Source organism: Rhizobium sp. L51/94 (assembly GCF_019355555.1).
GTDB classification, from domain to species: Bacteria; Pseudomonadota; Alphaproteobacteria; order Rhizobiales; family Rhizobiaceae; genus Rhizobium; species Rhizobium rhododendri.
Genome location: NZ_CP072141.1, coordinates 66763 through 86940, shown reverse-complemented (window position 1 = coordinate 86940; position 20178 = coordinate 66763). Strand labels below are relative to the sequence as shown.

General features: G+C 60.2%; 19 protein-coding genes. 11 read left to right on the top strand and 8 right to left on the bottom strand.

Going from position 1 to position 20178, the window contains the following annotated elements; all coding sequences use genetic code 11:
• Positions 1 to 95 precede the first annotated feature (95 nt).
• The 3 genes from J5274_RS00400 to J5274_RS00390 are packed head-to-tail and all read left to right on the top strand — an operon-like array spanning position 96 to position 3907.
• Positions 96 to 1574 (top strand): mannitol dehydrogenase family protein, encoded by a 1479-nt coding sequence (locus J5274_RS00400; RefSeq protein WP_263431682.1) that lies wholly within the window; start codon positions 96 to 98, stop codon positions 1572 to 1574.
• A 57-nt stretch (positions 1575 to 1631) separates the two neighbouring features.
• Positions 1632 to 2324, top strand: coding sequence for an HAD family hydrolase (locus J5274_RS00395; RefSeq protein ID WP_142830377.1), 693 nt, complete (start codon positions 1632 to 1634; stop codon positions 2322 to 2324).
• Positions 2324 to 3907, top strand: a complete 1584-nt coding sequence (locus J5274_RS00390; protein ID WP_142830379.1) for an FGGY-family carbohydrate kinase — start codon at positions 2324 to 2326, stop codon at positions 3905 to 3907. The genes J5274_RS00395 and J5274_RS00390 overlap by 1 nt, the downstream gene beginning before the upstream one ends.
• A gap of 114 nt (positions 3908 to 4021) precedes the next feature.
• On the opposite strand, the gene J5274_RS00385 is transcribed toward J5274_RS00390, so the two are convergent.
• Positions 4022 to 4873 carry a MurR/RpiR family transcriptional regulator gene (locus tag J5274_RS00385; protein ID WP_142830381.1) on the bottom strand — a complete coding sequence of 284 codons (852 nt, stop codon included), beginning with the start codon at positions 4871 to 4873 and terminating at the stop codon, positions 4022 to 4024.
• A 231-nt stretch (positions 4874 to 5104) separates the two neighbouring features.
• Between J5274_RS00385 and J5274_RS00380 the strand changes: the two genes are divergently transcribed.
• A complete protein-coding gene (locus J5274_RS00380; RefSeq protein ID WP_142830383.1) occupies positions 5105 to 5818 on the top strand; it encodes a sulfate transporter family protein in 714 nt (237 codons plus the stop codon).
• On the opposite strand, the gene nth is transcribed toward J5274_RS00380, so the two are convergent.
• Positions 5792 to 6559, bottom strand: a complete 768-nt coding sequence (gene nth, locus J5274_RS00375; protein WP_142830385.1) for an endonuclease III — start codon at positions 6557 to 6559, stop codon at positions 5792 to 5794. The two genes, J5274_RS00380 and nth, sit on opposite strands and share 27 nt — an antisense overlap.
• 22 nt (positions 6560 to 6581) lie before the next feature.
• On the opposite strand from nth, the gene J5274_RS00370 reads away from it, so the two are divergent.
• A complete protein-coding gene (locus J5274_RS00370; RefSeq protein ID WP_142830387.1) occupies positions 6582 to 7079 on the top strand; it encodes a DUF2244 domain-containing protein in 498 nt (165 codons plus the stop codon).
• Between the two features lie 67 nt (positions 7080 to 7146).
• Positions 7147 to 8019, top strand: coding sequence for a bifunctional helix-turn-helix domain-containing protein/methylated-DNA--[protein]-cysteine S-methyltransferase (locus J5274_RS00365; protein WP_142830388.1), 873 nt, complete (start codon positions 7147 to 7149; stop codon positions 8017 to 8019).
• Positions 8020 to 8021: 2 nt separating this feature from the next.
• Here J5274_RS00365 and J5274_RS00360 read toward each other — a convergent pair whose 3' ends face one another.
• Complete coding sequence (locus J5274_RS00360) at positions 8022 to 9011, bottom strand: sugar-binding transcriptional regulator (protein ID WP_142830390.1); 990 nt, start codon at positions 9009 to 9011, stop codon at positions 8022 to 8024.
• A gap of 463 nt (positions 9012 to 9474) precedes the next feature.
• Here J5274_RS00360 and tal point away from each other — a divergent pair, with 463 nt between their 5' ends.
• Positions 9475 to 10434: a transaldolase gene (tal, locus tag J5274_RS00355; protein ID WP_142830392.1), complete on the top strand. Its 960-nt coding sequence runs from the start codon at positions 9475 to 9477 to the stop codon at positions 10432 to 10434.
• 72 nt (positions 10435 to 10506) lie between these two features.
• Here the strand turns inward: tal and J5274_RS00350 are convergent, their stop codons facing one another.
• Together J5274_RS00350 and J5274_RS00345 are read right to left on the bottom strand one after the other, a co-directional pair.
• Positions 10507 to 11343 carry an amidohydrolase gene (locus tag J5274_RS00350; RefSeq protein ID WP_219274718.1) on the bottom strand — a complete coding sequence of 279 codons (837 nt, stop codon included), beginning with the start codon at positions 11341 to 11343 and terminating at the stop codon, positions 10507 to 10509.
• A 62-nt stretch (positions 11344 to 11405) separates the two neighbouring features.
• Positions 11406 to 12194, bottom strand: a complete 789-nt coding sequence (locus J5274_RS00345; protein ID WP_142830396.1) for an IclR family transcriptional regulator — start codon at positions 12192 to 12194, stop codon at positions 11406 to 11408.
• A gap of 284 nt (positions 12195 to 12478) precedes the next feature.
• On the opposite strand from J5274_RS00345, the gene J5274_RS00340 reads away from it, so the two are divergent.
• The 3 genes from J5274_RS00340 (at position 12479) to J5274_RS00330 (ending at position 15389) form a co-directional block, all read left to right on the top strand.
• Entirely contained in the window at positions 12479 to 13210 is a 732-nt protein-coding gene (locus tag J5274_RS00340; RefSeq protein ID WP_219274717.1) for an SDR family oxidoreductase, read from the top strand.
• 137 nt (positions 13211 to 13347) lie between these two features.
• Entirely contained in the window at positions 13348 to 14028 is a 681-nt protein-coding gene (locus J5274_RS00335; protein ID WP_219274716.1) for a DUF1345 domain-containing protein, read from the top strand.
• Positions 14029 to 14207: 179 nt separating this feature from the next.
• On the top strand, positions 14208 to 15389 hold the full coding sequence (locus J5274_RS00330; RefSeq protein ID WP_142830402.1) for a HAMP domain-containing sensor histidine kinase: 1182 nt from the start codon (positions 14208 to 14210) through the stop codon (positions 15387 to 15389).
• Positions 15390 to 15439: 50 nt separating this feature from the next.
• On the opposite strand, the gene J5274_RS00325 is transcribed toward J5274_RS00330, so the two are convergent.
• Positions 15440 to 15613, bottom strand: coding sequence for a DUF1328 domain-containing protein (locus tag J5274_RS00325; protein ID WP_111218870.1), 174 nt, complete (start codon positions 15611 to 15613; stop codon positions 15440 to 15442).
• A gap of 114 nt (positions 15614 to 15727) precedes the next feature.
• Positions 15728 to 17155: a gamma-aminobutyraldehyde dehydrogenase gene (locus J5274_RS00320; RefSeq protein ID WP_142830403.1), complete on the bottom strand. Its 1428-nt coding sequence runs from the start codon at positions 17153 to 17155 to the stop codon at positions 15728 to 15730.
• A 507-nt stretch (positions 17156 to 17662) separates the two neighbouring features.
• Between J5274_RS00320 and J5274_RS00315 the strand changes: the two genes are divergently transcribed.
• Complete coding sequence (locus tag J5274_RS00315) at positions 17663 to 18496, top strand: hypothetical protein (protein ID WP_219274715.1); 834 nt, start codon at positions 17663 to 17665, stop codon at positions 18494 to 18496.
• A 48-nt stretch (positions 18497 to 18544) separates the two neighbouring features.
• On the opposite strand, the gene lysS is transcribed toward J5274_RS00315, so the two are convergent.
• Positions 18545 to 20041, bottom strand: a complete 1497-nt coding sequence (lysS, locus tag J5274_RS00310) for a lysine--tRNA ligase (protein WP_142830405.1) — start codon at positions 20039 to 20041, stop codon at positions 18545 to 18547.
• Positions 20042 to 20178: the final 137 nt, after the last annotated feature.

The window sequence follows — 20178 nt, the reverse complement described above, 5'->3', positions numbered from 1 at the left end:
GACGCACGTCCCGGCGAGTGAGCCGGGGAAGCGCAGTGGCCGACGGGCGCAACGATAATACGGACCATCAGGACCTTTCGGAAGGACTTTCGATCATGACCAAACTCTCGCTGGCAACCCTGAAAGCCATTTCGGAAACGGCCGCCATCCCGGCCTATGACCGGTCTCAGCTGTCGGCCGGTATCGTCCATTTCGGCGTCGGCAATTTCCACCGTGCCCATCAGGCGGTTTATCTGGACGACCTGTTCACTGCGGGCCATGATCATGACTGGGCAATCGTCGGTGCGGGCATGTTGCCGTCCGACGCCAGCATGCGTGAAAAGCTTGCGGCGCAGGATTTTCTGACGACCGTTGTCGAGCAGGACAACAACTCGACGTCGGCGCGCGTCACAGGTCCGATGATCGACATCCTGCCAGTCGGCGATTCCGCGGCGATCATTGCAAAGCTCGCCGACCCGGCCATCCGTATCGTGTCCATGACCATTACCGAGGGCGGCTATTTCATCGATGCCTCGGGCAAGTTCAATCCGGCCCACCCGGCCATCATCGCCGACGGCCAGAATCCTGGCGAACCGAAGACGGTCTTCGGCCTGATCGTTGCCGGGCTGAAGGCGCGCAAGGACAAGGGCCTCGTCCCGTTCACCGTCATGTCCTGCGACAACATTCCGCACAATGGCGTGGTGGCGACCAACGCCGTCGTTGGCACTGCGCGGCTTTCGGACCCTGACCTTGCCGACTGGATCAAGGCCAACGTTGCCTTCCCGAATGCCATGGTCGACCGCATCACGCCGGCGACCGGGCAGCGCGAGATCGACCTGCTGAAGGATGTTTTCAGCATCGAGGACAACTGGCCAGTCTATTGCGAAGAATTCAAGCAGTGGGTACTCGAGGACAAGTTCACGGCTGGCCGCCCGGCGCTCGAAAAGGTCGGCGTCACCTTCGTGCCCGATGTCACGCCCTACGAGCACATGAAGATCCGCATCCTCAATGGCGGCCACGCAGCGATCGCCTATCCGGCGGCGCTGATGGACATCCATTTCGTCCATGATTCGATGGAAGATCCACTGATCCGGGCTTTTCTCGCTAAGCTCGAGAACGAGGAAATCATCCCGATCATCCCGCCTGTGCCAAACACCGACCTGAAGGACTATTTCGCGCTGATCGAGCACCGGCTGCTGAACCCGAAGATTGCCGATACCATTCCGCGCCTGGCGCAGGACGGCTCCAATCGCCAGCCGAAATTCATCCTGCCATCGACGCTCGATAATCTGGCGCAGGGCAGGGATATTGTCGGCCTGTCGCTGGTCTCCGCGCTGTGGTGCCGTTATTTCGCCGGCACGACGGACAGCGGCAAGGAAATCGTCTTCAACGATGCCAGTTCGGATCGACTGCACGCAGCGGCACTGAAGGCGAAGACAGATCCGGCGGCTTTCCTCGTTTTCGACGACATTTTCGGCGAGGTCGCCAAGTCCGAGCTTTTCCGCAAGCGTTTTGCGCACGCACTTAAGACGCTGTGGGAAAAGGGTACGCGCGAAACGCTGCAGCTTTACCTCGACAACAATCTGGCTGATTAAACATCGGCCGGCGTCCCGAGAGGCGCCGGCATCCCTTTGGATGAAGGTGGACCGGCAATGATTGACGCGGAAAACGGGCTTGTCATCTTCGACTGCGATGGCGTTCTCGTCGACAGCGAACCGCTCTCCATCGCCGTCGTCGTCCAGGCGATGCGGGACAGCGGGATCGAAATCGATGCTGAAGGTGCCTACCAGCGCTTTCTCGGCAAAAGCCTTGCAACCCTGATCGACACGTTGGATACGGAATTTAACGTTCAGGCCGACCAGGCTTTTCTCGATCGTATCCGTGAGGACCTTTACGCCCGGTTTCGCAGCGAGTTGCAGCCGATTACCGGTATTGGCGAAACTCTCGACAGGCTCGACATCAGGCGCTGCGTGGCATCGTCCAGCCAGCTGGAGCGGATCAAGCTGTCGCTCGGCCTGACAGGCCTCCTCGATCGGCTCGAGCCGCATATTTTCAGCGCCAGCATGGTCAAGCGCGGAAAGCCGGCGCCGGACCTGTTTCTCTATGCGGCGAAGCAGATGGGCGTCCCACCGGAAAACTGCATCGTCGTCGAGGATAGTCCTGCGGGCATCGTCGCTGCACGGGCCGCCGGAATGACGGTCTTTGCCTTCACCGGCGGAGCGCATGCCACCTCGGCCCATTACCGGGCGGAACTGGAGCGGTTGGCACCCGAAGTGGTGTTTGACGCCATGCCGGATTTGATACACCTTGTCCAAAAACACAGGACGGACAGGACCGGGACTTAATGCGTGATCATGTGATTGCGGTCGATATCGGCACGAGCAGCGCGCGCGCCGGCGTGTTCGATTCGCATGGGCGGATGCTGGGCAAGGGCGAGCATCCGATCCTCATGAACCGGCCGCAGGAAAATCATGCGGAACATAGCTCGGAGGATATCTGGTCGGCAGTCTGTGCTGCCGTCCGGGCTGCACGCTCCGCTTCCGGCGTGGCGGCAGACGCGATTGCCGGCATCGGCTTCGATGCCACTTGCTCGCTGGTGGTGCGCGACCGCGATGGCCAGCCGCTGACGGTATCGACCGGGGGCGAGGCGCGTTTCGACACCATCGTCTGGCTCGACCACCGCGCGCTGGCGGAAGCGGACCTCTGCACCGCCACGCAGCACCGGGTCATTGCCCATTCCGGCCATGTAATGTCGCCGGAAATGCAGATGCCGAAGCTGATGTGGCTGAAGAAGAACCTGCCGGAGAGCTGGGCACGAAGCGGCTACTTCTTCGATCTGGCGGATTTCATGACCTATAAGGCGACCGGATCGCTGGCTCGCTCGCGTTGCACGTTGACGGCGAAATGGAATTACCTGGCGCATCGCAGCCCCGGCTGGCAGCACGATTTTCTCGACCAGATCGGTCTCTCCGACCTCCTCGAGCGTGGACACCTGCCGGAGGAGACGGCGCCGGTCGGCTCGAGCATGGGCATGTTGGGCGTGGAGGCGGCGCAAGCCCTCGGGCTCGACAGCAGTTGCCGTGTATCCGCCGGGGTCATCGATGCCTATGCGGGCGCATTGGGCGCGCTTGCCGCGCATGTCGGCAAGCCGGAGGAACTAGAGCGACAACTCGCGCTGATCGCGGGAACGTCGAGCTGCGTCGTTGCCTTTTCCCGCGAAATGCCGGGCAGCACAGGCATGTGGGGCCCATATTTCGATGTTGTCTATCCTGACTGGTGGCTGGTCGAAGCAGGCCAGTCGGCAACCGGCGGGCTTCTGGACCATATCGTCCGGATGCACGCTGCCGGTGGCGCGCCGACCGCTGCCCTGCATGCCCAGATCGTCGCGAGGATCTTGGAGTTGCGTGATATTGAGGGTGCCGATTTCGGTGCCCGTATTCACGTTCTGCCTGATTTCCACGGCAACCGTTCGCCGCTTGCCGATCCGCATGCGGTTGGCGTCATCAGCGGCCTGACGCTCGATACTTCGTTTGACGGATTATGCCGGCTCTACTGGCGGACAAGCCTCGGCATTGCCCTTGGCATTCGCCATATCCTCGACAAGATGCGGGAACACGGGCACGTTCCGGACACACTGCATGTCGCAGGCGGGCATGTGAAGAACGCGGTGCTGATGGAACTCTATGCCGACGTCACCGGCTGCACGGTGATCATGCCGAAGATGAACGAAGCCGTGCTGCTTGGCACTGCAATTGCGGCCTCGGTCGCCTGTGGGATGCACGAGACGCTGGCAACGGCCGGGGCGGCGATGTATCCGGGCGGCAACGAGCGGGTGCCCGACGCCAGCAGAAAGGCCGGCTATGACCGGGAGTACAGACGGTTCCTGGCGATGATCCGCCATAGGGCTGAACTCGAAATGATGGATTAGAACATTTCAGCATCTCATGGTGATGCAAAAATGTTCTATCTCTTTGTTTTTATGCACTTCTAGCGCCAAAGCGATACGCGCCCTCGCTGTAACCGCTCCACCCGCCTCTCGGATTTACCGCATCGGTGCTTCGGCAAACATGTTCTCGAGTTCTGCCAGTCGCCGTGCGCGGACTTCGGCGTCCTGGCCGGCGGCGTGGATTACAGCGGTTGCGAGGAACTCCAGTAGTGCGGACATCGCGGTCAGATTATCGCGTGGCCCGACACGGGGCGGCGGGACGGACAGCGTGGTGTTGGAAAATTCATGGGCCCAGTCAGTGTACTGGCTGGTGACCAGCAGAACTTTCAGGCCCGAGCGACGTGCCGAGCGGGCTAGCAGTCGAGACTTCGCGAAGCGGTGCGAGTCGATAATGATGAGCAACGAATTCGTCGTGGATGGTGCCAGAAGCTCCATATAGGTGGCATTGCCGTTGCCGGCCATCCGTACGTTGTCGCGGGCAAAGCTCAGTCGATCGCAAAAATACTGGCCGATCGGGCATGTCAGATGGCACGCGACAAAGACGTCGCTTGCACCGAGGATGGAAGAGACCGCGTCTGCCCATTGCGGCTGGGACGAGAGATTGTAGACATGGTGCAGCATGTCCAGTTGCTCTGCCATCAATGCTGCCAACGGCAGGCCTGCGGCGGCGTCCTGGTGGAGCTGCTCCACGGTCGTCGGGTTCTTCTGCAGCGCGGTCGGCGGAACCGTTTCGCGCAGGTGAACCTTGAAGCCATCCAGCCCCTGGTAGCCCAGCGCCCGCAGAAAGCGGCCAACGGTCATCGGGCTCAATTCCAGCCTGTCGGCAACGGACGATGCAGTCTCGTATGGCAGTTCGCTCATATGGTCTGAAAAGTACCGCGCAATCCGTCTCTCGGCGGGCGTGCCGGATTTGATATATTGTTTTAGCTTCTGGCTGAGGTCGTCCATTCTGCCTCGCAATGTTATTGCGCCATCACTGTCCAAACAAAACAATCTGCGCGCGTCAATGCCTAATTTTCAGGTTCGTCAAAAGTAAGGTTTGTCTCGTGTAATATCATTCATTTTATATTAGTGCAGCCTTTATTACAATGTTGGCGTTGCTTGTACACACCGAGTTCTTGTCGGAGTGCCTAGCCTCCCTTACATAGATCAAAAGCCTTTTACGCGAGAATGTCATCCATGATCATAGAATCTGCACGCCTGGCGGTTGCCAATCTGCTGGCACCGGACATGCGCCGGGTGGTCTGGAAAGTACTCGGCCTCTCCATCGCCGTCCTGATCTGCTTCTGGCTAGCTTTGCAGGCGCTTGTCGCCACCTACGGGGTGTCTTTACTGCACTACTTTTTCTCAGGACTGCCTGCCTGGGTCGACTGGCTGGCCGTGGCGCTGGCGGCAGTCGTGGGCCTTGGCGCGGCCTTCCTGCTGGCGCCGGTGGCGGGGCTGGTCGCCGGGCTGTTCCTGGATGACGTCGCCGAGGTCGTCGAGCGCCAGGACTATCCGCTCGATGCCCCCGGCAAAGCGATGCCCTTCGGCCCTGCCATGGTCAGTTCGATCAAGTTCCTCGGCGTGCTCATCGTCGGCAACGGCATAGCGCTTATTCTGCTGATCGTGCCGGGGGTCAATCTCGTCGCCTTCTTCCTGGTTAACGGCTACTTACTCGGCCGCGAATTTTTCGAATTCGCCGCCAGCCGCTTTCGCTCGCCGCAGCAGGCCCGGAATTTTCGAAAGAAGAATGCGTCCACGGTTTTCCTGGCCGGGCTGGTGATTGCAGCGTTTCTGACCATTCCGTTCGTCAACCTGCTGACGCCGCTGTTTGCTGGCGCCATGATGGTTCATCTGCACAAGCGGCTGACCCTCCGCGACCCCTCATTCTCCGACGAATTGCGGCGGTAGGGGTACAAGCGGCGCCGGGATGTCGCAGCTTTTTTCCGGCGAGCGACAGAGGTCAGCAATGATGCAATGTTCGCATTCCGGCCGCCTGGCCTTGCAGACGTAGCGACCGTGCAGGATAAGCCAGTGGTGGGCGTGGTAGAGATAGTGGTCTGGAATAACCTTCATCAGCCGCTGCTCGACTTCGTCCGGCGTCTTGCCGGGTGCGAGCCGGATGCGGTTGCCGATACGAAAGATGTGCGTGTCGACGGCCATGGTGGAATGGCCGAAGGCCATGGATAGCACGACATTTGCGGTCTTGCGGCCGACGCCCGGCAGTGTCACCAGCTCTTCGCGGGTCTGGGGCACCTCGCCGCCGAAATCGCTGATCAGCTTTGCAGACAGGGCGACGACGTTTTTCGCCTTGTTGCGATAGAGGCCGATCGTGCGGATATAGTCGCGGATTCGATCCTCGCCGAGGTCGAGCATCTTCTGGGGGGTATCGGCGATGGCGAACAGGGCGTGTGTCGCCTTGTTGACACCGACATCAGTCGCCTGCGCTGACAGTGCCACGGCAACGAGCAGGGTGAAGGGATTGACGTGCTCCAGTTCGCCCTTTGGCTCAGGCCGCTGGATCGAGAAGCGACGGAAGATCTCGTCGATTTCCGTCTTCGGATAGACGCTGCGGAACGAGGGCTTGCGGCGTGCTGTCGCAAGGGCCTTTTTCGGGGCCGGAAGGCCGGATTTGATCTTGGGATTTGCCATCAAAGACCTATAATCGCGGATTATGACGGATGGCAACGGCGGGGCGCCGGAAGAAAAGCTGGTTTTTTCTGCGGAGCTTTTTCCGCATCGCTCGCTCGGCCGAAAGGGCTTCAAGGTCATGCTCGCCATGGCCGGCTTTCTCAGCCTCTTTTATGGCGGCCTGTTCGTTGCCAGCGGCGCGTGGCCGATCGGTTTTTTCCTCGGTGCGGATTTCCTGCTTCTCTATGGCGCCTTCTGGCTGAACTATCGGTCGGGCGGTGTCCGCGAAGAGGTCAAGGTGTCCCGCACCGATGTCTCCATCCGCAAGGTGCTGGCCTCCGGTCGCTCCGTCGAGCATCGTTTCAACCCGTTCTGGCTACGCTTCCTGGTTCGGCGGGAGCCCGGCGTCGGTATCCGCTCCATGCATGTGTCGGGCGAGGGGCGGCGGGCGGATGTCGGGTCGTTTCTTAACCCAGAGGATCGCGAAAGCTTTGCCAAGGCCTTCCGGGCAGCACTTGCGACCGTGAAACGTCGAATTTAGCGTCGGTGCAAGAAACGGGTGGCGAGACGGGTGGCGAACCCTCATCATGGCCGCAAGGAGACCGATGATGAACATGGCGCCGCTGCTTACGAAAGACTTTACCCCGGAAGGATCCGACTACGAGGTCGTGCGCAGCGTCATCGAGCTGATCACCGAGGATTATCGCGACCAGCCGTCCCTGGAAGATCTCTCCGCGCGGCTGGGGCAATCGCCGACACAGTTGCAGAAGACATTCACCCGGTGGGCCGGGTTGTCGCCCAAGGCCTTCCTGCAGGCGGTAACGCTGGATCACGCCAAGCGGCTGCTGCGGCAGGAAGCGCTGCCTTTGCTCGAGGCGTCGATCGAGGTCGGCCTTTCCGGCCCGAGCCGGCTGCACGACCTGTTTGTCACCCACGAGGCGATGTCGCCGGGGGAATGGAAGGCGAAGGGCGGGGGGCTAACCATCCGCTACGGCTTCCATGCCAGCCCGTTCGGCATGGCGCTGGTCATGGTCACCGATCGAGGTCTGGCCGGCCTGGCGTTCAGCGATACCGGCAGCGAGGCCGCCTGTCTCGAGGACATGACTTGCCGCTGGCCGAACGCCCGGTATGTCGAGGACAGCCAGGCAACGGCGCCCTTTGCCAAGCGTATTTTCGAGCCGAGCCAATGGTCTGCGGACCAGCCGCTGCGTGTCGTATTGATCGGGTCCGATTTTCAGGTGCGCGTCTGGGAAAGTCTTTTGAAAATTCCCTTCGGCAAGGCAATGACCTACTCGGACATCGCCCGGGATATCGGCCAGCCGACAGCGATGCGGGCAGTCGGTGGGGCAATCGGCCGAAATCCGATTTCGTTCGTCGTTCCCTGCCATCGCGCGCTGGGCAAGGGCGGGGCGCTGACCGGTTACCATTGGGGGCTGACGCGCAAACGTGCGATGCTCGGCTGGGAAGCCGGCAAGGCCTGAGGTCAGGCGGCAACCGGCTCCATGCGGCCGAGCAGCTCTCGCGCTGCACTTTCGTCGGTGATGAGCGTGTTGCAGCCGATACGCCTGATCGTGGCATGGATGGCCGTCGCCCGGTGCGCGCCGCCGCAGGCGAGAACGATGTGCTTTGCTTTCTTCAGGGTATCGAGATCGACGGACATCACCCGGCTGTTAATGGTGTGGTCGACGGAGTTTCCGTCGGCATCGAGGAAATTGAACATGGTGTCGCAGACGCAGCCGGCAGCGATGAGCTCATCGAGTTCGGCCTTGGATATGAAGCCTTCCGAGAGCGATGTGGAGTGCGGGCCGATATCGCCGCAGCTGACGATGGCCAGATCTAGGTTTTCCGCCAGCCGGTAGATAGCTTCGAGGCCGCATTTCTCGATCAAGTTTCTCTTCGTCTCGATCGAGTCGACCAGCAGCGGTGCTAGAAACATGTAGCATTCGGCGCCGAGCTGGCTTGCCAGTCGCCACGTATAGTCGATCGGATTGGTCTGCTGGACGGCAACGATGCCGCCGAGCAGCGAGACCACCTTGCAATTGTCGCGGCGTGGTGGGCGGAAACTGCCGAGCGATGCCGTCATCGTCCGGCCCCAGCCGACACCGATGGTATAATCGTCGGGGATGGCTTCGGTCAGGAACTGTCCGAGCGCCAGGCCGACGCACTTTGCCTGGGCATCGACGCCGCCGCCTGCGGGCGTCGGCACGACAATCGCTTCGTCCAGCCCGAAAGCACGTTCCAGCTTGATGGACAGCTCGACGCAATCGTCGATGCCGTCGTTGATCCAGATCTGCACCTCGCTGCGCCGTCGCGCCTCGTCGAGCAGGCGGATGACGGTGGTGCGGCTGATGCCGAGCTGCTCGGCTACGTCCTTCTGCGTCAGGCTCTGGTTGTAGTAGAGCCAGGCAGCCCTCAGGCGCAGCGATGCCGTTTCTGAATAGGCGATGTGGGTTCCACGTCTGAGCTTGGCCATATGTCCTCCGGCAACAAGGCCGCCGAGAATTTGCCGCCACGATGACATTGGCGGACGTCGCGTGCATGTTGTTTGCCGCTACCCCGGCTTTTCAGGGTTGATATTGGGCGACATGAGACTTATGTCAATTGAAATGCACAAATGTCCTTGACTTTTCATTGGTGGAGCGGTGATATCCACCTTGGAAAACCGAGTCTCTTGTCCAGCGAGGAGGGCAATCTGCGGGCAGATGTTATGATTGCGTGCTGGAGCGGCGATGCCGGGAACATAGTTCCGCGCTTGCACCGCATGGCTCCCCCGGCATATCCTAAAGCCCGCGCCATACATCTGCGAAACCCTTGCGTCCGCGGGAACATCGTCACTGCCCTCTCGTTTACTTGCGTCGGGGAGGGCCTGCCAACCTTACCGTTCGCCACGCAAGACGGCGTCGGTCCTCAGTTCGAAATCAACAAGGATATTCATCATGACTTCCAAGCTTGACCAACTTCGCGAAATGACGACCGTCGTCGCCGATACCGGCGACATCGAGGCCGTCGCGCGCCTGAAGCCAGTGGATTGCACGACAAACCCATCGATCGTCCTGAAGGCGCTCGGCACGCCGATGTTTGCCGACGATATCAAGGAAGCCGTTGCCTGGGGCAAGAAGCAGTCGGGTTCGTCCGAGGCCGTTGCAGAAGCTGTTGCCGACCGCCTGGCGGTTTCCGTCGGCGCCGCGCTGTCGAAGCTGGTACCCGGCCGCGTTTCTACCGAAGTCAACGCCGACCTTTCGTTCGACACCAAGGCCTCGATCGAGAAGGCGCATGCCATCGTTGCCGGCTATAAGGAGCGCGGCATCGAGAAGGATCGTATCCTGATCAAGCTGGCGTCCACATGGGAAGGCATCCGGGCTGCCGAAGTCCTTCAGAAGGAAGGCATCGACTGCAATCTGACGCTGCTGTTCAGCATGGCCCAGGCTGCTGCCTGCGCCGATGCAAAGGTGTTCCTGATCTCGCCGTTCGTCGGCCGTATTCTCGACTGGTACAAGAAGTCGACCGGCAAGGACTACACCTCGGAAGAAGATCCAGGCGTCATCTCGGTTCGTGAAATCTACAACTACTACAAAGCCAACGACATCAACACGATCGTCATGGGCGCTTCGTTCCGCAGCGCCGAGGAAGTGGCGGCACTTGCCGGCTGCGACCGCCTGACGATCAGCCCGAACCTGCTCGACGAACTCGCAAAGGACGAAGGCAAGCTCGAGCGCAAGCTTTCGCCGGATGTCAAGAAGGCAACGCCGAAGCTAAACGTCGATGAAAAGACTTTCCGCTGGATGATGAACGAAGACGCCATGGCCACTGAAAAGCTTGCCGAAGGCATTCGCCAGTTCGGCAAGGATCTGGTGACACTGCGTGAAATGGTCTCCAAGGAACTGAAGGCCGCTTAAGCGTCACGACTGAACTATGATCTCGAAGGCCTGGTCGCAGCACGCAGCCAGGCCTGTTTCTTTGCGGTCGGTTCACAGGTTCCAGAGCCGTTGGGCATTCTGCCGATAGAGCCGTGCCCGCTCGCTTTCGCTGCAGCCGGCGATGAGGGCGTGGGTTGCAGCCACCCAGGTCGATAGCCCTCCGCCGAGGGTGCAGACTGGCCAGTCGCTGCCCCAGATGACACGATCCCATCCGAAACATGCAATCGAGTGCTCGATGAAGGGCCTCAAAGTCTCCACCGTCCAGCTTTGCGGATCGGCATAGGCGACGACGCCGGAAATCTTCACGCTGACATTCTGACGGCGTGCAATTTCCCGGATGCCGTTTTGCCAGGCTTCGCTCATGCTATCCTTGATGGCTGGGACCCCACAATGATCAAGGATGAAGCGGACTTCCGTGTTGAGGTCGACGAGTGCTATCGCATGCTCGATCTGATGCGGCAGGACGCAGAGGTCGAAGGTCAGCCTCGTCTCCGCCATGAGGCTGAGGTTTTCGCGAAAGAGCGGACGCGTGGACAACTCGTCGGGAACGACATGCAGGACGCGACGCAGGCCTTTGACGAAAGGATCGGCTAGCACACGCTCGAGGTACCACGGAAAGTCGGTGTCCTCCGGGCGACAAGCTGCAATCGCGCCGCGGATGAGACTGTCCGACCGAGCGCCGAGCTCGCGCACATACTCTGTTTCCGGCTCAATGTCGGATGGATCGACGTCGACCTCCATGTGCAGGACGCCGGTGATGCCGCACCGTTTTGCTTCGAGGGCATAATCGTCGTAGAGACTGTCACGGTTGAGCGCGCCTGAGCCGGCGAGCCAGGGGTAGTTCAGCCTTGTCCGGTCGACGATATGAAGATGGCTATCGAACAGCATGGTTTCCTCCGGATGTGCCGTCAGGCTTTTCACGGAAGAATAGGGTATTCATATAAGAGTTATCAACCTGCCTCGTCCACCATTCCGGCAACCGTCTCGGAAATCTCCGCTGCTGCGGCGCGTACAAACGCTATGACCTGGTCGAAGCTGGGTGCCTTGTCGCTGACCGGCTGGATATAGGGACAGGTAAGAGCGGCCAGCGCGTTACCATCTCGCGCCAATATGGGCGCGGAAATGTTGCGGACGCCTGTCGTCTGCAGGCTGTCCATGGTCTCGAAGCCGCGCTCCCTGATGACCTGCAGCCGCCCGATGAGATCGCCGGGCATGGCGACATCATCGTCGCGGCGCTGCTGCTCGTCGATCATCATCTGTCGCTGCTTTTCGTCGCGGAAAGCGAGCAGCACATGGCCGGAGCCGGTGTTGAACAAGCTGATCTGGGCGCCGACCCGGATCGAGATCCCCCAATAGGTCGGCGAATCCTGCTGGGCGATAATGGCGACGGAACCGCGATCAAAGACCGCCAGGTGGCAGGCCTGTTCGGCGCGGTTGGCAAATTCGCGCATCAGCGGCGTCGAGAACGACACAAGCCGGCGCACGGGGGCATGAAAATGTGCCAGCCCGAACAGCTTCAGCGTCAGTAAAAAGCGGTCGCCTTCCTGTCGCTGGACATAGCCGCGCCGCACCAGTCGATCAAGCATGCGGTAGAATTCGTTGGGGCTCTTGCCGAGATGCTTGGCGATCTCCGCCTGTGTCAGGCCGCCGTCGATGCGTGCCAGAAGCTCCAGAATATCGAGACCCTTGTCGAGTGCCGGGGCTCTGTACCGGTCACCTTCCTCGTCAGCGCTGGCCATCTCATCCCTGTCACTGCAATTTGACTGAAAACTTTCATATATGAATGGATGGCGTTTGCAAGCGATGGGCTGCTACCTTGACGCTGGACAATGTGGCGTTTACAGATAAATCAAACATGCATATGTGGATATTATCGCTGTTGAGCGGGCGTGCGAATGTCTCTGGACGCTGTCGCGTCAGCGGGCATAGAGTTCGAACTGGCTGGCTCAAGTCGTTCATTGTGTAAACGATCCCGGCTTGATGCTAAGGCGTTCCGGCAGATCTTAGGACAGGGAAATTCGATATGGGACACGGACTGGAAGGCAAGACCGTCGTGATCACAGCGGCGGCGCAGGGCATCGGCCGCGCGTCGGCCGAACGCTTCCTCGGGCTTGGCGCCCGGGTCATTGCGACCGATATCAACGAGGCGGCTCTGGCGAGCCTCGAGGAAGCCGAAACCCACGTCCTCAATGTGCTCGACAGCGATCGCGTCAAGGAATTTGCCAGCAAGATCGGCGCCATCGACGTGCTGTTCAATTGTGCCGGCTTCGTCCACGCGGGCAGCATCCTCGACTGCGAGGAGAAAGACTGGGACTTCTCCTTCAACCTCAATGCCAAGGCCATGTACACAACATGCCGTACATTCTTGCCGGGCATGCTGGAGAAGGGCAAGGGTGTCATCGTCAACATGGCATCGGTCGCCTCAAGCGTTAAGGGCGTGCCGAACCGCTTTGCCTACTGTGCCTCCAAAGCTGCCGTGATCGGCCTGACCAAGTCTATTGCCGCCGATTTCGTGGCCAAGGGCATTCGTGCCAACGCCATTTGCCCCGGCACGGTAGATAGCCCGTCGCTTCATGAGCGCCTTCGGGCCACCGGCGACTACGACAAGGCCATGACCGATTTCATTGCCCGCCAACCGATGGGGCGCATCGCCACGCCTGAAGAGATCGCTGCCTTGGTGACATATCTCGCCGGGGATGAATCGGGCTTCACGACGGGCCAGGCGCTGGTTGTGGACGGCGGCTGGACCGGCTGACAGTAGGTGGCCGATGTAGACCCTGAAGTTGCTGATGACAGCACATGTTTGCTGGTGCGGTGGCTTGAGCCGGATGGCTTGTCAGATTGCCCCGCCACTGTATATCAGGACGATGTGACCAGGAACGGAGCGCCGGCATGCAGCAGAGTGTAAAGCGAAGGGCGGCGCGATCGCCCGTCGTTATGCTGGTGCGCAAGCATCTGAACGTCGTACTCGCTGTCCTGACCAGCCTGGTCGTCTTCGCGCTGACGACGTCCCGGCAGTTCAATGCCAGCAACTTTCTGGCAAGCTGGAACTGGGGCGCGGTCGTCTACATCGCCTTCACCTGGTATCGCATGCTGCGCTCCAACGTCAGCCGCATCCGGCAGCGATCGGCCGACTGCGACTTTTCCGACGTTCTGGTGCTTTGCCTGTCGATAGCCGCCGCAGTGGCGAGCATCGGGGGTATCGGCATCGAACTCAGCGGCGTCAAGAATGCTTCTCCTGCGCAGGCCCTGGAGAATGCCGGGACGGCGTTTCTGACGATCCTGATCTCGTGGGTCTTCCTGCACACGCTGTTCACCACCCACTATGCCCACCGTTTCTATGCAGACAGCAGCGGCAAGCCGCCGATCCGCTTTCCCGACGATATCAAGGAACCCAATTATTGGGATTTCCTGTATTTCACCTTCACGATCGGCGTTGCATCGCAGACTGCCGATGTCGCTATTGCCACGACATCCATGCGCAAGACTGCGCTGCTGCATTCCGTATTGTCGTTCCTGTTCAATACCACGATATTGGCACTGGCGATCAATGTCGGTGCCAGCCTCATCTAGGCTTGTTTGGGCAGCGACTTCAGCAATGCAGCGCTAGACTTGCTTGACCCTGTACCGGCAAACAATTTGTCGGGCTTGACTACTATCCAAGGGCCAATGTTCTGTGTAGGTCAAATTTGGTTTGTCTTCCCGCAGCGTAACGGGAGGCGCCTTGTTCAAGCGTGGCGAGTGAGCGTGGAATGTCAGACGAGCTATCGACCTCCTCAGTCCGGGCCATCTCGCGGATCGATGCCGTTCCCACCATTCTCGAAGTTGTCTGCAAGACCACCGGCATGGGATTTGCGGCAGTCGCCAGGGTCACAGAAGATCGCTGGATTGCCTGCGGCGTGCGGGACGACATTGCCTTTGGCCTGGAGCCGGGCGGCGAATTGAAGGTCGAGACAACGATCTGCCACGACATCCGTGAGAACCGCCAGCCGGTAGTTATCGACGACGTTGCCAGAGACCCGGTGTTTTCCATGCATCATACGCCGCAGATGTACGGGCTGCAGAGCTATATCTCGATGCCGATCATCCTGCCCGACGGCACGTTTTTTGGGACGCTCTGCGCTATCGACCGGGTGCCGAGAACACTGAGCACGCAATCGACGATCAGCATGTTCCGGCTGTTCGCCGACCTGATCGCGCTGCATCTCGATGCCAACCAGCGCGTTCTCGACAGCGAGGACAGGCTGCGGACAGAGCAGGAAAATACGGCACTTCGAGAGGAATTCATCGCTGTCCTCGGGCACGATCTTCGTAACCCGCTGGCCTCAATCGAAGCCGGTGCGAAAATCCTGCAGCGCTCGCCTCTCGATGACAAGTCGCGTTCGATCCTGAAGCTGATGCAGGCGAGTGTCAGCCGCATGTCCGGACTGATCGACGACGTACTGGACTTTGCACGCGGACGTCTCGGCAGCGGTCTGCTGGTGGAAAACATGCAGGTGGTGCCAGTGCGGCCGATGATCGAGCAGGTCATAAGCGAGCTAGCGTCCACCCATCCCGACCGGATTATCCGGGCGGACATAAGCGCCGTCAGCGTACGCTGCGATCCGGCGCGCATAGGCCAGCTGTTGTCGAACCTGCTTGCGAATGCGTTGACGCACGGGTCGGAGGATGGGGAAATTTACGTGGGCGCCCGTGTCGAGAATGGCCGGTTCGAGCTCACCGTCGCAAACCCCGGAGATCCCATACCGGGCGAAATCGCCGAGCACTTGTTTAAGCCCTTTGTGCGGGCTTCGGCAAATTCCAGCCACCAGGGGCTTGGTCTCGGGCTCTATATTGCATCCGAGATAGCGCGCGCTCATTGCGGTGAGTTGACAGTTGCCTCTTCCGCGGAAGAAACGCGGTTCACGCTGACCTTCGACGCTTGCCTGCCTTGAAGGTCAGATGCTCCGCCCGACCAACCGGGGGGCGGAGCAAAGTCAGGTCGTTAGACTATTGCGTTGCCGGCCATGATGGCCAGAACGACAAAGATCAGGAACACGATCAGGGCGATGCCGAACAGCACGCGTGCGATGGTTGCCGTCGCGGCGGATACGCCTGAAAAACCGAAGAAGCCGGCAATCACCGAAACAACGAAGAATATAAGAGCCCATTTCAGCATGAAAAATTTCCTCTGCGCCAATTGTCGCAGGGATACGCGCCAGCGAAAGAAAAGTTCCAACTGTCTCTGAATTCAACCGGCGCACCCGACGTGGAGTGCGCCGAGATCGCCGCTTCATCCGTGGTTTATCATCACGTGGCGGACCGTGGTGTAGTCTTCCAGCGCGTAGATCGACATGTCCTTGCCATAGCCCGATTGCTTCATCCCGCCATGCGGCATCTCGTTTGTCAGCATGAAGTGGGTGTTGATCCAGGTGCAGCCGTATTGCAGCCGTGCCGCCGTCTGCATCCCGCGACCGATATCCTTTGTCCAGACGGATGAGGCAAGGCCATAGTCGCTGTCGTTAGCCCAGGCGACGGCGTCGTCGACGTCGGTGAAGCGGGTGACGGAGACAACAGGCCCGAATACCTCGCGGCGGACGATCTCGTCTGCCTGGGTCGCGCCGGCGATGACGGTTGGCGTGTAGAAGAAGCCCCTATCGCCAGATACCTTGCCCCCGGTGGTGATCTCCATGTGCTTGTGCTCCGCTGCACGGTCGACGAAGCTTTCCACCCTGTCGCGCTGGCGTTTCGAAATCAGAGGTCCGATCTCGTTCTCGGTGTCGTCGGCAAGATTGAATTTGATGGATGACACGGCGGAGGTCAGGTCGGCGACGAACCTGTCGTATATTTTCGCGTCGGCATAGATGCGGCAGGCCGCAGTGCAGTCTTGGCCGGCGTTGTAGTAGCCGAAGGTACGAATGCCCGACACCACTGCATCGATATCGGCATCGTCGAAGATGATGACTGGCGCCTTGCCGCCGAGTTCGAGGTGGGTCCGCTTGACCGTCTTGGCAGCTGCCTCCAAAACCTTCTTGCCGGTGCCAATATCGCCGGTGATCGACACCATGCCGATCTTCGGATGGTTGATCAGCGCGCTGCCGACCGTCTCCCCGCGTCCAAGGATGACGTTGACCACGCCCTCGGGCAAAATCTCGGCGAACAGCTTCGCCATCTTCAGGGCGGACAACGGTGTCTGTTCAGATGGCTTGAACACAACCGTGTTGCCGCCGGCCAGCGCCGGTGCAAGCTTCCATGCCATCATCATCAGGGGATAGTTCCAGGGCGCGATGGAGCCGACGATGCCGACAGGGTCGCGGCGGATCATCGAGGTGTGCCCGGGCAGATATTCACCCGCCACAGGTCCGTGCAGGTTGCGCACGGCACCGGCAAAGAAGCGGTAGCAATCGACGATCGCCGGTATCTCGTCATTGAGGACTGCGTTGATCGGTTTGCCGCAATTCAGCGCTTCGAGCGCTGCAAAGCCCTCGGCATCCCGCTCTATCGCGTCGGCGATCCGCAGCAGGTAAGCCGAACGCTGGGCCGGCGTGGTCTGCGACCATGTCCTGAAGGCGGCTTCTGCAGCATCCACGGCTTTGTCGACCTGACTGAGCGAGGCTTCGGGGAGGTCGAGCACGGTCTCGCCGGTCTTCGGGTTGAGAACGTGTTCTTCATTTTCCGTGCCGGCCTCGAAGCGTGACCCGATCAGCATTGCAGTGTCCATGACGTTCTCCCTTTTCATTGGTTGCCGCCGTCGGCGATCTGGCCGTCGCCTGGGGTCAAGATATTAGGATGCCACATTCGACAGCAAGGTGACCAGCACCGCGTTATCCGCCGGGACCGTGCGCGGTTGAGAACAGCGCCGGTATGATGATGTCGGTCGGCCTGATCGCGGTACAACGAGCGATGGAGGGCGCAGCGTCACCTATCAACGAATGCAAGCAAGCCATCGACGCATCATAAGGTTGTAAATCGCCTCGAAATGAAGCAGCCTCAGGTGGATGCGTCTATCCGGCACAAACTTGAAGCTATTGGTTTCGTTTCTGAAATTCCGGCGACTGTTTTATCGAAATGTGGCTGTATGGAGGGGCGTTTTACGCTCTCCTTAAGTATTCTGAAACGTCATATCTCTAGCTTTGCGAGTGTCTATCGCGGTGTTGGAGTGCTTTATGGTGGAGCAGTTGGCTTGAAGGCCTTACTGCGCATTTTCCGGCGACCCCGGAAGCTGGTTATGATTGTCGGCGGAGTGGCCTTGTTGATGGGCTCCTCCGGCGCATTCGCACTCTATATCGGTCGCGACAGACTGCTTGGCCCCTCCGCTACATCCGTCAACGGCATGCAGTGCACCGACCTCAATCTCGTGACGATCCGCAAGAATCACCGTGTCTGGCTGCGCAAGTACATCACCTCCGATGCGACTGACGGTCTGACGCGCGTCAAGACAGCATTGCGCGTGGCAAAGGCCGTCTATGATGCGCAGAAGCCGGACCTGGTTCAGGTCGTGGTGCTCGACAAGAAGGGACCGACACTGCAGTCCGACATTCACGGCCGCGCCCTTGGCGCCACGGTGGTCTATATTCCCCACCCTGAGAAGATTGCCGATGGCTCGGTCGAGGTGCCGATAACAGCGCGCTACTACAATGGCGGTGCCAGCGACGAAGGCCTGTTCTTCGGAGACCGGGTCGATATGACGAGCACGGATATCGACGGCGTGATGGCCTCCCTGAAAGACCACAGCGACTGTACCGACCCGGTCACCACGGGAGTTGCCAAGGTGCCAGAAGGCGGCAAGCATCCGAAGACCCCGCCGACAGCCGAGGGCGCTGCGAAGAGCGAGAGCAGCGAGAAAAAATCACCGGAGGCTGTTGCACCGCCAGCCGAGCATCCGCCTGCAGCAGCCGACGTCAAGCCGGAGCATGGCAGTACCGGCAGTTTCATAGGTGTGAAGGTCGAGCCGAAGATCATACCCACGTCGCTGCAGGTAAACGCTGCCTTGCCCGCAACGAGCGAAGCCGTTGCGGCCACCCTGCCGGCCGATCCGCAGGTGACAGGCACAAGCCGATAGACTGTTGGCGCAGGGGTCGCCCCCCCTGCGCTTCGACATATGCGTTATCTAGTCAGCCTTGGCGCGGCGAGCCGGGAAGAGGATGATGTCGCGGATCGACGGGGCGTTGGTCAAAAGCATGATCAGGCGGTCGACGCCGATGCCGAGGCCACCGGCCGGAGGCATGCCCTGGTCGATTGCGTCCAGGAACTCGTCGTCCAGTTGTTTGTCCTTTTCGCCGCGGGCATGGGCCTGCTCGAGCTGCTCGACCATGCGCTTGCGCTGCTCTTCCGGATCGTTCAGTTCCGAGAAGGCGTTGCCCAGTTCCCAGGCGTTGCAATAGGTCTCGAAACGCTCGACAAGGCGCGGCTCGCCCGGCACTTCCTTGGCGAAGGGCGAGATGTCCTTCGGGAAATGGGTGACGTGGCTTGGCTGGATCAATGTGCCCTCGACCTTCTCCTCGAAGATGAAAGCCAGGCACTCGCCCCAGGTCCAGTCCTTCTCGACGGCGAAGCCGGCAACCTTGGCGGCGCTGCGGGCTTCCTCGTCGGTCTTCATGGCGAGGAAGTCGATGCCAGTGGCCTCCTTGACGGCGTCCGGCATGGGCACGCGCTTGAACGGGCCCTTGAAGGAGATCTGCTTGTCGCCGAAGGCAAACTCGGTCGTCCCGTGGATGGACAGGGCGAGTGTCTCGAACAGCCGCTCGACGAGGTCCATGATGTCCTCGTAGTCGGCATAGGCCCAATAGCACTCCATCATCGTGAATTCCGGATTGTGCCGGGTGGAGACGCCTTCGTTGCGGAAGTTGCGGTTGATCTCGAAGACCTTGTCGGTCAGGCCTGAAACCAGCGTGCGCTTCAGGAACAGTTCCGGCGCGATGCGCAGGTACATGTCGAGCTTCAGTGTGTTGTGGTGGGTCTTGAAGGGCTCGGCCGTGGCGCCGCCATAGACCGAATGCAGCATCGGCGTCTCGACTTCCATGAAGCCGTCATTTTCCATGAAACGGCGGATGCCGGAGACAATCTTCGAGCGCTGCTGGAAGCGCAGCTTGCTGTCCTCGTTAGTCATGATATCGAGGTGACGCTTGCGGTAGCGGGTCTCGATGTCGGACAGGCCATGCCACTTTTCCGGCATCGGCAGCAACGACTTGGTTAGCATGGTGATCTCGCGGGCCGAGATCGTCAGCTCGCCGCGCTTGGTACGACGCACGACGCCGGTCACGCCGATGATGTCGCCGATATCGATCATCGGCAGCAGGGCGCGGGCTTCTTCCGGCGTGGTGTCCTTGTGGCTGAAAATCTGGATCTTGCCGCCGGCGTCATGGATGTCCATGAACATGCCGGAATTGCGCGAGGAGTAGACGCGACCGGCGACCGTGACCGTGTCGGTCGTTTCGACGTCGATCTCCAGGTCCTTGTACTTCTCCGCCAGCTCGGTGTTCGTCATGGTCCGGTGGAAATGCGCCGGATAGACATCGCCCACCTGTTCGCGCAGCAGCTTCAGCTTCTGGGCGCGCACTTCGGTCGCATCGGAGGACAGGGCAGTTTCGGTCTTGTTGTCGGACATTGTTCTATTTCCTGTAGCCGGGGCGCGCTTTGCTTTCGGTATCCCTCATTCCTGTGCTTGTCACAGGAATCCAGTACGTCCAAGTCCTTGGACGTGGGATGGTTCGTTCATTCTCTCACAGCGCAGACGCGCCGTGG